Source organism: Lachnospira hominis (ex Hitch et al. 2025), assembly GCF_040096395.1.
Classification (GTDB): Bacteria; Bacillota; Clostridia; order Lachnospirales; family Lachnospiraceae; genus Lachnospira; species Lachnospira hominis.
Genome location: NZ_JBBMES010000001.1, coordinates 349,458 through 363,262 on the forward strand (window position 1 = coordinate 349,458; position 13,805 = coordinate 363,262).

Genomic DNA, 13,805 nt, shown 5'->3' on the forward strand with positions numbered 1-13,805 from the left:
GATAAATTATGATTACTGCACAAAATGGCATTTATAAGCTTGATACAGATAATACATCATATATATTCAGGGAGTGCGAGAGCGGACATTTACAGCATCTGTATTATGGAAGAAAAATTCATGCGGATGCACAGGTTCTTTGCGAAAAACATGTTAGCATACCCGGAAATACTAATATATACAGTCCTGATTTTAATAATTTTTCACTTGAGGATATGTGCCTTGAAATGTCTTCATGGGGAAAGGGTGATATAAGGGAGCCGTTTATAGAAGTAAGCCATGCTGACGGAAGTAGTACGTCTGATTTTTTATTTGAAAGTTCTAAGATTACATTGGGAAAAGAAGAATCAGAAACGCTTCCTGGCTCGTATGATGAAGATGGAAATGTCGGACATCTTACAGTTATTTTAAAAGATTCAAATTATAATCTGAAGCTGGAATTACACTATTATGTATATGAAAAATGTAATGTTATTACAAGAAGTGCAAAGTTTATAAATGAGAGTACAGATGATGTCAGATTAAACCGTCTTATGAGTATGCAGCTGGATTTTAATGATTCTGATTATGAACTTTCGTCTTTTAATGGTGCATGGATAAGAGAGATGAATAGGAATATTATCAGCCTAGAGGCTGGAAAATATGTCAATGAATCAGTTACGGGAACATCATCAAACCGTGCAAATCCGTTTGTTATGATTGCAAGACATAATACATCGGAGAATTTCGGAGAGTGTTTTGGATTTAATCTTATTTACAGCGGCAATCATTATGAGGCAGCACAGGTTAATTCTTATGGAAAGTTAAGAATTGTAACAGGGATTAATCCGTCATTATTTTCCTATAAAATCAGTGTCGGAGAAAGTTTTGAAACTCCTGAGGCAGTTATGACTTATGGATATGCTGGATTTAATTCAATGAGCCATAATATGCATGATTTTGTAAATAATCATATTGTACGCGGCAAATGGAAAAATAGAGTGCGTCCCATATTGTTGAACAGCTGGGAGGCAGCATACTTTAATATTAATGAGAAAAAGCTTTTAAGACTTGCAAAAGCCGGAAAAGAAGCCGGCGTCGAGCTTTTTGTAATGGATGATGGCTGGTTTGGCGAAAGAAATGATGATACGTCATCGCTTGGGGACTGGACACCGAATGAAAAGAAACTTCCCGGTGGCATTAGGGAGATTGCGGATAAAATCAAAGCACTAGGGCTTGACTTTGGAATATGGGTTGAGCCTGAGATGGTTAATGTTAAGAGCCGGTTATATGAAAAACATCCGGAGTGGGTTGTTGATATTCCTGAAAAACCACATTCAGAAGGCAGAAACCAGAGAATTCTTGACCTTTCAAATACTGAGGTTCAGGATTACATAATAGAGCAGATGAGCAATATTTTTTCATCGGCTGACATTTCCTATGTGAAATGGGATATGAACAGGATTTTCAGTGATTATTATTCAAAAAATCTCCCACCTGAAAGGCAGGGAGAGATGGCACACAGATATGTATGCGGATTGTACCATTGTATGAGAGAGCTTACAAAAAGATTTCCTGATATTTTATTTGAGGGCTGTTCAGCTGGCGGTAACAGGTTTGATCTTGGGATTCTTTGTTATTTTCCGCAAATCTGGGCAAGCGATAACACAGATGCACTTTGTCGTACACAGATTCAGTATAATTACAGTTATGGCTATCCGCTAAGCTGCATTTCAGCACATGTTTCGGCGAGTCCTAATCATCAGACATTAAGAAATATGCCGCTTGAGACAAGATTTGCTGTTGCGGCGTTTGGAAATCTCGGATATGAATTTAATCTATGTGATTTGCCAAAAGACGAATTTATGGCAGTTAAAGCTCAGATTGAATTGTATAAAAAATGGCGTGAAGTTATACAGTATGGTACTTTTTACCGCAGAGAATGTTTTGATAACAGAAATTCACGTAATCATGGTGTGCTTAATAACGGAGCTGGCAACAATGCTTCATGGTGCGTTGCATCAAAGGATATGAGCAAAGCTGTCGGGTTTACTATGCAGAAACTTGTCGTGCCTAATACACAATTCGCCTGTTTTTTTGCGAATGGCTTAAAGGACGATGCTGTATATCATTTTTACAACAGAAGGTTAAAGCATAATATTAAAGAGTTTGGGGAGCTTGTAAATATGGTTTCACCTGTTCACATAAAGCAGGGCTCTCTTGTTCAGGAACTTGCCTCAAAATTTGTAAAACTGGATGGTGAGACAGAAGATTATACGGCTTACGGAGACACACTTATGTATGCCGGAGTTAAGTTAAAACAGTCTTTTTCCGCTACAGGATACAGTGAAGATGTAAGGCTGTATCAGGATTTTGCTGCAAGATTGTATTTTATGGAGGAAGTAAATGCAGACGATAACGCTTGAAACAAATGAAAGATATAAGCATTTGGAAAAAGAATTTATTGAAAAATTCGGACATGCCACGGAATATGAAAATGGTGGAAATTGTACAATTCAGTTTTTTTCAGCACCGGGACGCAGTGAAATAATAGGAAATCATACCGACCACAACGGCGGCAGGGTGATAGCGGCAGCTATTGATATGGATACAATTGCGGCAGCGGCTCCAAATGAAACTGATATTATTAGAATTTACAGCGAGGGACATGAATATATTGAAGTTGACCTTAAATCTATCGCTGATTATGTTAATAACTATAATACAGATGCAAAAGTATGCTATTTATACGACGGCAGCAGATCGCTTGTTGCGGGAATATGTACGTATATTATGAAAAATGGATTTGATGTGGGCGGTTTTGATGCGTATGTGACAACGCAGGTTATCCCATCGGCGGGAGTAAGTTCATCGGCTTCGTATGAAATGCTTATATGTGCAATTATTAATTTTATGTTTAATGATAATAAAATGACTGAAAATGACTGTGCAAAAGCAGGGCAGTACGCGGAAAATGAGTTCTGGCATAAGTCGTCAGGCCTTATGGACCAGATAACATGTGCTGTCGGTGGTGCCGTATATATGGATTTTTCTGATGAAAATGAAGTGAAGTTTACGAAGAAAAATCTTTCCTTTGAAAAATTCGGATACAGCCTTGTTATTGTAAATACAGGAAAAGGACATGCCGACTTAAGTGAAGAGTATTCGGCAATTCCTAAGGAAATGTTTTCGGTGGCAGAAGTGCTTGGATGTAAGCGTCTGTGTGAAACTAATATAGATGAATTAATGAAAGTGATTTTAAATCATGATAGTTACAATGACGCCGGTTCGATATTACACAGTGACAGAGCCGTGCTTCGTGCAATACATTTTTTTGAAGAAAATGAGCGTGTGGACAGAATGGCGGAAGCGATTGACAATGATGATTTTGATTTGATAAAAAGAATGATTGATGAATCAGGAAAATCTTCGTGGGAACTTTTGCAGAACTGTTACTGTCCAAATAACCCTTCAGAACAAAAAATTTCACTGGCATTGACACTTACAAGGCGTTTCCTCAAAGGAACGGACAGCGTGTGCCGCGTACATGGTGGAGGTTTCGCCGGAGTAATTATGTGCATACTGCCAGTGAAAGATGTTTATTCATATAAAGATTATATGGAACACATTTTCGGAAAAGGAAATGTGTATGTGGCATCAATAAGAAATTATGGTGCCGTAAAAGTCGAATTGGTATGATAAAATGTGTGCATGATGCAAATTTATTAACCAATTCCCCCGAACACGATTCCGAGTATTAAAACAAGAATACAGACAGGACAATAAATATATTTGCAGACAGGGTAAAACTTGTCTGTAAATTTGTTTGTGCGTCCAAGATTCACCTGATTTTCTACATATTTCTTACCTAAAACCCAGAAGAACATTATTCCTGCGAGTCCTGCTCCGAGAGGGCAGATATAGATTGAAAGCACATCCATCCATTCGGATACAATTCCCTGTATACAAAGTGATACTATTAATGCGAATACTGCAATGACTGAGCATGATATTTTACGGTTTAACTTGAATTTTTCCTGAATTGTTGCAACAGGTGCTTCATACAGATTGATAAGAGATGAAAGTCCTGCCAAGAACACTGCAACAAAGAAAATAACTGCAATTATATAACCACCAGGCATTGATTTAAAAAGTGATGGAAGATATATAAATAAAAGTCCCGGACCGCCCTGATTTAATCTGGCACCGGTTGTAGCCATTGCGGGAATAATAACGAGTGCCGCGAGCATTGCGGCGATTGTGTCAAATAATGCAACTCTGCCTGCCGCTTTTGGAATGTCTTCGTTATCAGAAAGGTATGAGCCGTAAATTAAAGTTCCGCTGCCTGCTACCGATAATGAGAAAAATGCCTGACCAAGAGCATATACCCATGTCTTTGGTGAAAATAAGTATTTTGTATCTATTGTAAAAATGTATTTATATCCGTCTGCTGAACCGGACTGGAAGAATACATAGATGCCAAGAATAATGAAAAGTACAAAAAATACAGGCATCATAAATTTGTTAGCTTTTTCAATTCCTCTTCCTACACCGAACATTAATATTCCAATGCCTGCTGCAAGTGCAAAAAACTGCCATAAATTATTGCCAAATGAAGATGCCATGTTTCCGAATTTTCCGGCAAAATCGGCTGTATCCTGAGGTGATAATGTTGAACCTGTAAATGAGCCAATCATGTATTTTAAAATCCAGCCCATTACCACGGTGTATCCGATTGCCATTGCAAGCGAGCCGAGAACAGGAATAAGTCCGAGTATTTCGCCGAGCTTTCTTTTTCCTTTTGATTCGCAGGCAAGACCAAAAGCATCTATAGGACCTGATTTTGCAGCACGTCCGAAACTCATCTCACCGATTACGCCTGTGAAACCGATAAGTGCTACAAAGATTATGTATAACAGAAGATATGCACCACCGCCATACATGGAAACGCGGGTAGGAAACATCCATATATTTCCCATTCCGACTGCAGAGCCTATACATGCAAGTATAAAGCCCCACTGATTGTTAAATGATTCTCTTTTTTTCATAAAGTTAAAAAGCCTCCCGATGTTTTTTAATTAATAAACAATGTATTTACTATACAGCATATTAATGTAAATGTAAAATACATATTGTAATGTTTGATTATTCAAATGTGGCTGTGATTGTGTTGATTGGACAATTTTGTATACAATAATGGAAACTTGTAAAACGGCATAAATACCGGGTTTATATTTTTTTAATAAAATAATTAGCACTCACCTGTTGACAGTGCTAACAATGGGTGATATAACGTATTTGTAGTTAAGAAACAGACATCAAAGGAGGTTGTGTTATGAATATAAACAAATTTACTCAGAAGTCAATTGAAGCAGTAAACAATTGTGAGAAAATCGCTTACGATTATGGCAATCAGGAAATTGACCAGGAGCATTTTCTTTACAGCCTTATGACAATAGAAGACAGCCTTATTGCAAATCTCATTGAAAAAATGGATATCAATAAGGACACATTTATAAAAAATATCGAGACACTTCTTTCACAGAAGACAAAGGTTTCGGGAAATGTGAATCTTTATGTAAGTAATGATTTGAATAAGGTTCTTGTTAATGCAGAAGATGAGGCAAAAAGAATGGGTGATGCATATGTTTCAGTTGAGCATCTTATGCTTGCAATGATAGCAGCACCTAACAAAGCAATTAAACAACTTTTTAAAACTTATGGAATTACAAGGGATAAGTTCTTATCAGTTCTTGCAACAGTAAGAGGTAATCAGTCAGTTAATTCCGATAATCCGGAAGCTACGTATGACACACTTAATAAATACGGACAGGATTTGGTTGAAAAGGCAAAGGAAGGAAAGCTTGACCCTGTAATAGGCAGGGATAATGAGATTAGAAATGTAATCCGTATCCTTTCAAGAAAGACAAAGAACAATCCGGTTCTTATCGGTGAACCTGGTGTAGGTAAAACTGCAGTTGTCGAAGGACTGGCACAGCGAATTGTAAGAGGTGATGTTCCGGAAGGACTGAAGGATAAGAAGATATTTGCACTTGATATGGGTGCTCTTGTAGCAGGTGCAAAGTATCGTGGTGAATTTGAGGAGAGATTAAAAGCTGTTCTTGATGAGGTTAAGAAAAGCGAAGGCAGCATAATTCTTTTCATCGATGAAATCCATACAATAGTAGGTGCTGGTAAGACAGAAGGTTCTATGGACGCAGGCAATATGTTAAAACCTATGCTTGCAAGAGGTGAGCTTCACTGTATTGGTGCGACAACGCTTGATGAACATCGTCAGTATATTGAAAAAGACCCTGCACTTGAACGTCGTTTCCAGCCTGTTATGGTTGATGAACCTTCAGTAGAAGATACAATATCAATCCTTCGTGGTCTTAAAGACAGGTACGAAGTTTATCATGGTGTTAAGATTACAGATGGTGCGTTAGTTTCTGCTGCAACATTGTCTGACCGTTATATTTCAGAGCGTTACCTGCCTGATAAGGCTATTGACCTTGTCGATGAGGCATGTGCAATGATAAAGACAGAACTTGATTCAATGCCGGCTGAACTTGATGAATTGCAGCGTAAGATAATGCAGCTTGAAATTGAAGAGGCAGCTCTTAAAAAAGAGACAGACAATCTCAGCAAAGAGCGTCTGGGTAATCTTGAAAAAGAATTGTCAGAACTTCGTTCACAATTTAACCAGCAGAAAGCAAAATGGGACAACGAAAAAGCAAGCGTTGATTCCATAAGCAAGATTAAGGAAGAATTAGACCAGTTAAATAACGAGATAGCAAAGGCAAAGAGAAATTATGACCTTGAAAAAGCCGCAGAACTTCAGTATGGTAAGCTTCCAGCATTGCAGAAGAAGTTAAATGATGCAGAAGAAAAGGTTAAAAATAAGAATCTTGACCTTGTACATGAGAGTGTAACAGAGGAAGAAATCGCCAAGATTATATCAAGATGGACAGGTATTCCGGTTGCAAAACTTTCTGAAACAGAGCGTCAGAAGACACTTCATCTTGAAGATGAACTTCACAAGCGTGTAGTAGGACAGGATGAAGGTGTTACAAAAGTAACAGAAGCTATTATTCGTTCTAAGGCAGGTATAAAAGATCCTACAAAGCCTATCGGTTCATTTATGTTTTTGGGACCTACTGGTGTCGGTAAGACAGAACTTGCAAAGGCACTGGCTCAGAGCCTATTTGATGATGAAAATAACATTGTAAGACTTGATATGTCCGAGTATATGGAGAAGTATTCAGTATCACGTCTTATAGGAGCACCTCCTGGATATGTAGGATATGACGAAGGTGGCCAGCTTACAGAGGCAGTACGTAGAAAACCTTACTCCGTTGTACTTTTTGATGAAGTTGAAAAAGCTCATCCGGATGTATTTAATGTGCTTTTACAGGTGCTTGATGATGGACGTATCACAGATTCACAGGGCAGAACGGTAGATTTTAAAAACACAATTATTATCATGACAAGTAATATCGGTTCAACATATCTTCTTGATGGTATTGATGAAAATGGTCAGATTAAGCCTGATGCCGAAAATCTTGTTATGCAGGATTTGAGGGCACATTTCAGACCTGAATTTCTTAACCGTCTTGATGAGATAATAATGTTTAAGCCACTTACAAAGGCTAATATTGGTAATATTGTTGATTTGCTTATTGCAGATGTAAATAAGCGACTTGCGGATAAGGAATTAAAGGTTGAGCTTACACCTGAGGCAAAGGAGTTTGTTGTATCGCATGGATTTGACCCGACATATGGTGCAAGACCACTTAAAAGATATATCCAGAAAACAGTTGAGACACTTGCAGCAAAGCTTATTCTTGCAGGTAATATCAGTACAGGTACGATACTGATTGATGTTGACGGAGATAAGCTTGAAGCTCGCAGCAAGGGTGAAGTACAGAAATAATAAAAATACAGCAGCAGCCAAATTCCGGTGTAAGCACAGATTTTGGTGTGTACGTGTAGATTAAATGACAGCCGTATGAATCAGATAAACTGATTTGTACGGCTGTCATATTCATAATCAATATTACTTAATGCAGATATTATATCTTTTTTATCTATCATAAATGATTTGCAGAATTCATCAAGTGATGAATAATTATCCCTCAGCTGCATATTTGTAAAAGAAAGCAGCATTACAGGGTCTTTGGGTAAAGTAGTCACAGTATCTCTCCTTATTGACGTTTTCCAATATATTTGCACATTTATTGAAAAAAGTAAAGAGTAATTTTGGTTGATAAAAGTTACAGGTCTGTTATAATACAAATATAAGAGTTAAACAATTAACAATGTATGGAGTTATATTTTTTGTTTGGTGCATTTTGGCACAAGAATGGAGATTGTTATGTCGGTTCAGGATTATATGTCAGCTTTAAAGCTGGGGAAAAAAGAGTATCATGCATGTGTCAATAAGGGAGCATATCCATATCTTCCGGTTCTTGAGAATCTTGTTTCAGATGATGAGATTGATTCTGAAGTAAGCCTTTCGGTTGACCAGATTCCGTTAAGGCTTGTTGTCGGAACATGTAATGCTTCAAGAACTAATGCATTTGCGGGCAATTTCATGCCGCTTCTTGACTGGGGAACGGAATTTTCTGCAAAATGGGCGAGTCTTAGTGACAGCCAGGTTAATGAAGGAATAAGAGACCCGATTAAAGTATATGAATATATGAACAAGTTTTATGTACTTGAAGGAAATAAACGTGTAAGTGTATTAAAGTATTTTAATGCAGTTACAGTCAATGCAGAAGTAATACGAAAGATTCCCAAAAAGTCAGATAATCCGGAAGTTAAGATTTATTATGAATTTATGGAATTTTACAAATGCACAAGGCTCAATGATATATATTTCAGCGAAGTGGGAAGTTTTCCGTCACTTATGAAGCTTGTGGGAATTGAGCCGGATAAAAAGATGGATGAGGATGCCAAAAAAGATTTTGTGTCATGCTTTTTATCATTTAAGAATGCTTTTGATTCAAGAGGCGGCGACAGATTTGATTATCCGGTAGGAGACGCATTCCTGAGATTTATTCACATTTTCGGATATGATACAGTTAAAAAGATGACACCGTCAGATATGGCAAAGAATGTTGCAAAATCATGGGCTGAATTCGTATTGTTGTCAGAAGACAGTGCAGTTGATTTAAAGATGGATCCTACTGTAAATGAGCCTAAGAAAAACATTTTGAGTTATCTCCTTCCTAGGCCAGACAGCGGAAGCAAGAAACTGAAAGTTGGATTTATATATGAAAATACACCACAGGATTCGGAATGGTGTTATGCACATGAACTTGGAAGACAGTATATAGATGATACATTTGGTAAGCAGATAGAGACGATAAGCATTACTAATGTCAAGCCGGAAAAAGATGATGAGCATGCTATTGAGATGATGATAAAAAATGGTGCAGACCTTATATTTGTCACATCTCCGGCAATGACTATAGCAAGTGTAAAGATGGCGATTGCACATCCGGATGTAAAGATTCTTAACTGTTCTCTCAATACATCGCATAAGTATATAAGGACATATTATGCAAGAATGTATGAAGCAAAGTTTCTTACAGGGGTTCTTGCAGGAGCACTGGCAACACAGAATAAGATTGGCTATGTTGCACAGTATCCTGTTTATGGTACAGTTGCTAATATTAATGCATTTGCACTTGGAGCGAAGTTTGTTAATCCAAGAGCGAAGATTTATCTGAAATGGTCGTCTGTAAAAGGTATCAATATTGAAGAAGAATTCAAGAAAGAAGATATTCACTATATTTCTGACCAGGATATGATAACTCCACAGTGTGGTTCAAGACGTTTTGGATTATATAATAATGAAGGCGTCGGCAACAGACAGCATATAGCAATGCCTGTATGGCACTGGGGTGTATTTTATGAAAAGCTTATACAGAGCATACTCAGCGGCTCATGGAAGAAAGATGAGGATTCTGACAGCGGCAGGGCTCTTAATTACTGGTGGGGCATGTCATCGGGAGTTGTTGATTTAATCTGTTCTAATAAAGTTCCGGTAGAGACAAGAAGACTGGTTGAACTATTTAGAAAAGTTATCTGTAACAATGAATTTGAACCATTTTCTGATGAGTTATATGACCAGAACCGACATCTTCAGAATAAAAAGGGACATGAGATGAGCCCGGAGGATATTATCACAATGGATTGGCTTCTTGATAATGTAGTTGGTGATATTCCTGCAATTGATGAGCTTGATGAAAGTGCAAGAGCAATAATGGTAAGTCAGGGAATTACGAGAGAATAAACATAAGTTGGGATTGAGTTGATTATGAGAATACTTGTATTAGCAGATGTTGAGTCTAAATATTTATGGGATTATTTTGAAAAGGAAAAGCTGGATGGAATTGATCTTATATTGTCTTGTGGCGATTTAAAACCGCAATATCTGTCATTTCTTGCTTCATTTTCAAAGGTGCCTATTCTTTATGTCCATGGCAATCATGATGACTGTTATGAGATTGCACCACCTGATGGATGCATCTGTATTGAAAATAAGATATATGTATACCGTGGAGTCCGTATTATGGGGCTTGGAGGTTCTATAAGATATAATAACGGTAAGAATCAGTATACGCAGGCACAAATGAAACAGAGGGTAAGAAAAATGTGGCTTTCAATAAAGAAACATAAAGGAATTGATATCCTGCTTACACATTCACCGGCGGCCGGAGTTAATGATGGTGAAGATCATGTTCATAAAGGATTTGACGCTTTTGTTGATATATTGGACGAATATCAGCCAAAATATTTTATACATGGTCATGTTCATAAGAGTTATAGCAATGGTTTTAAGAGAGAGGACAAATATAAAAATACAGTTGTTATAAATGGCTACGACAGGTATATAATTGACGTAGACATATAAAAATATAAGGAGGGACACTATATGGCAAAATGGGTTTACAAATTTTCAGAAGGAAATGCTTCAATGAGGAATCTGCTCGGCGGAAAAGGTGCTAATCTTGCCGAGATGACAGGCCTTGGAATGCCTATACCACAAGGATTTACTGTAACAACGGAGGCTTGTACGGATTATTATGCAAGCAGCAGAAAAATCAGGGAAGAAATCGTAAACCAGATTTTTGATGCAGTTTCTTGGTTGGAGGAGATTAATGGTAAGAAGTTCGGCGATACACAAGAACCTTTGCTTGTTTCAGTGCGTTCAGGTGCAAGAGCTTCAATGCCGGGTATGATGGATACTATTCTTAATCTCGGACTTAATGATGAATCTGTTGAAGGATTTGCTAAAAAGACCGGAAATGCAAGATTTGCGTACGATTCTTACAGAAGATTTATCCAGATGTTTTCAGATGTTGTAATGGAAGTTCCTAAGTCATATTTTGAAAAAATCATTGATGAGATTAAGGAAAAGAGAGGAATAAAGTACGATACTGAACTTACAGAGGATGATTTAAAAGAGCTTATTGTAAGATTCAAGCAGGTTTACAAGGAAAATAAAAATCAGGATTTTCCACAGGAGCCAAAGGAACAGCTTATAGAAGCTGTCAAGGCGGTATTCCGTTCATGGGATAATCCGAGAGCCATTGTATACAGAAGAATGAATGATATTCCCGGTGACTGGGGTACTGCTGTTAATGTTCAGACAATGGTATTTGGAAATAAGGGCATGACATCAGGAACAGGTGTTGCATTTACAAGGAATCCGTCTACGGGTGAAAAAGGTATATATGGCGAATATCTTATCAATGCACAAGGCGAGGATGTTGTCGCAGGTGTCCGTACACCACAGCCGATTTCCAAGCTTGAAGAGGACCTTCCGGAATGTTATAAGCAATTTATGGAACTTGCATTAAAACTTGAAAATCATTATCGTGATATGCAGGATATGGAATTCACCATTGAAGAAGGTAAGCTGTATTTTCTCCAGACAAGAAATGGCAAGCGTACAGCTCAGGCAGCAATTAAGATAGCATGTGATCTGGTTGATGAAAATATGATAACTCCGCAGGAAGCTGTTATGAGAATTGATGCAAAGTCACTTGATCAGCTGCTTCATCCGACTTTTGATGAGGAGTCCTTAAAAGCTGGAAATGTGGTTGGTGAGGCATTGCCTGCATCACCGGGAGCTGCTGCCGGAAAGATTTTATTTACAGCTGATGAGGCAAAAGAAGAAGGTATCGGAGGAAAAGGTGAGCGTGTAATTCTTGTAAGACTTGAGACATCACCTGAAGATATAGAAGGTATGCATGCTTCACAGGGTATTCTTACTGTGCGTGGCGGCATGACTTCACATGCTGCTGTAGTTGCCAGAGGAATGGGAACATGCTGTGTTTCAGGATGCTCTGATATTGTGATTGATGAAGAAAAAGAAGTATTTACACTTGGAGGAGAAGAATTCCACAAGGGTGATTATATTTCTCTTGACGGAACAACAGGCAAGATTTATAAGGGCGACATTAAGACAGTAGAAGCAACTGTAAGCGGTAATTTTGAAAGAATTATGAATTGGGCAGATGAGTACAGAGAGCTTGGTGTCCGCACAAATGCAGATACACCTAAGGATACGCTCAATGCTGTAAAACTTGGAGCGGAAGGAATCGGACTGTGCCGTACTGAGCATATGTTCTTTGAACCTGACAGAATACCTAAGATTCGTAAGATGATTCTTTCAAAGACTGTTGAGGGAAGAAAAGAGGCTCTTAATGAACTTCTCGTCTTCCAGAAGGCGGACTTTAAAGCCATGTATGAGGCGTTGGAAGGAAAGCCGATGACGGTTCGTTACCTTGACCCGCCACTTCATGAATTCCTGCCTACTGCAGAAGAGGATATTAAGGCACTTGCCGAAGATATGAATATTTCGGTTGATGAGATAAAAGCAACATGTGATGCACTTCATGAATTTAATCCTATGATGGGACACAGAGGCTGTCGTCTTGCAGTGACATATCCAGAGATTGCCGAAATGCAGACAAGGGCAGTTATGGAAGCAGCAATTGAAGTCCATGAAGAAAAAGGATATAATATTGTACCGGAGATTATGATTCCGCTTGTAGGTGAGAAAAAAGAATTAAAGTTTGTAAAAGATATTGTTGTAAATACTGCAGAGGCTGTTAAAGCTGAAAAGAATTCAGATATGCATTACAAAATCGGAACAATGATTGAGATTCCAAGAGCTGCACTTCTTGCAGATGAGATTGCAAGTGAGGCTGAATTTTTCTCATTCGGAACAAATGACCTTACGCAGATGACATTCGGATTTTCAAGAGATGACGCTGGCAAATTCCTTGACTCATATTATAAGAATAAGATATATGAATCAGACCCATTTGCACGTCTTGACAAAAACGGTGTCGGACAGCTTGTAAAAATGGCAGTTGAAAAAGGAAGAAGTGTACGTCCTGATTTGAAATGCGGTATATGCGGTGAGCATGGCGGAGACCCTTCAAGTATTGAATTCTGTCATCAGGCAGGACTTGACTATGTAAGCTGCTCTCCATTCAGAGTTCCTATTGCAAGACTTGCAGCAGCACAGGCGGCACTGACATATCCGGAGTGTAGACAGTCATGTAAGAGTTACGATATTGATATGGATGAAATTAAGGAAAAAGCTAAAAAGGCAGCAGGAGAGGCTGCCAAGGTCGGAAAAGAAGTTGCTAAGGAAGCAGTCAAGGCAGGAAAAGAAGCTGCAAGAGTCGGCAAGGAAGTTGCGAAAGCTGCAGTTGCCGGAATTAAAGCCGGAGTTGCCGAAGGCAGAAAGGCTTATGAAGAAAATAAGAAAAATTAATTAAAAGTCTGTCATTGAACAAGGC

8 protein-coding genes are annotated in these 13,805 nt (G+C 38.2%); 6 read left to right on the forward strand and 2 right to left on the reverse strand.

The features are described from left to right. Window positions 1–8: 8 nt before the first annotated feature. Together WMO38_RS01610 and WMO38_RS01615 are read left to right on the forward strand one after the other, a co-directional pair. Window positions 9–2,405 carry an alpha-galactosidase gene (locus WMO38_RS01610; RefSeq protein WP_349161164.1) on the forward strand — a complete coding sequence of 799 codons (2,397 nt, stop codon included), beginning with the start codon at window positions 9–11 and terminating at the stop codon, window positions 2,403–2,405. After that, window positions 2,386–3,678 (forward strand): galactokinase, encoded by a 1,293-nt coding sequence (locus tag WMO38_RS01615; protein ID WP_349161166.1) that lies wholly within the window; start codon window positions 2,386–2,388, stop codon window positions 3,676–3,678. The genes WMO38_RS01610 and WMO38_RS01615 overlap by 20 nt, the downstream gene beginning before the upstream one ends. 26 nt (window positions 3,679–3,704) lie before the next feature. On the opposite strand, the gene WMO38_RS01620 is transcribed toward WMO38_RS01615, so the two are convergent. Beyond that, entirely contained in the window at window positions 3,705–5,027 is a 1,323-nt protein-coding gene (locus WMO38_RS01620; protein ID WP_349161167.1) for a sodium-dependent transporter, read from the reverse strand. A gap of 287 nt (window positions 5,028–5,314) precedes the next feature. Between WMO38_RS01620 and clpB the strand changes: the two genes are divergently transcribed. Continuing rightward, window positions 5,315–7,912 carry an ATP-dependent chaperone ClpB gene (gene clpB, locus WMO38_RS01625; protein ID WP_349161168.1) on the forward strand — a complete coding sequence of 866 codons (2,598 nt, stop codon included), beginning with the start codon at window positions 5,315–5,317 and terminating at the stop codon, window positions 7,910–7,912. Window positions 7,913–7,992: 80 nt separating this feature from the next. Here clpB and WMO38_RS01630 read toward each other — a convergent pair whose 3' ends face one another. Beyond that, window positions 7,993–8,172 (reverse strand): DUF4250 domain-containing protein, encoded by a 180-nt coding sequence (locus WMO38_RS01630; protein ID WP_186836142.1) that lies wholly within the window; start codon window positions 8,170–8,172, stop codon window positions 7,993–7,995. A 181-nt stretch (window positions 8,173–8,353) separates the two neighbouring features. On the opposite strand from WMO38_RS01630, the gene WMO38_RS01635 reads away from it, so the two are divergent. From WMO38_RS01635 to ppdK, 3 genes are read left to right on the forward strand one after another with little or no spacing between them, the layout of a single operon-like run. Beyond that, window positions 8,354–10,279 (forward strand): BMP family ABC transporter substrate-binding protein, encoded by a 1,926-nt coding sequence (locus WMO38_RS01635; RefSeq protein ID WP_349161170.1) that lies wholly within the window; start codon window positions 8,354–8,356, stop codon window positions 10,277–10,279. A gap of 24 nt (window positions 10,280–10,303) precedes the next feature. Then, window positions 10,304–10,900 (forward strand): metallophosphoesterase family protein, encoded by a 597-nt coding sequence (locus tag WMO38_RS01640; protein ID WP_349161171.1) that lies wholly within the window; start codon window positions 10,304–10,306, stop codon window positions 10,898–10,900. 21 nt (window positions 10,901–10,921) lie between these two features. Continuing rightward, window positions 10,922–13,780, forward strand: a complete 2,859-nt coding sequence (gene ppdK, locus WMO38_RS01645; protein WP_349161172.1) for a pyruvate, phosphate dikinase — start codon at window positions 10,922–10,924, stop codon at window positions 13,778–13,780. Window positions 13,781–13,805 lie beyond the last annotated feature (25 nt).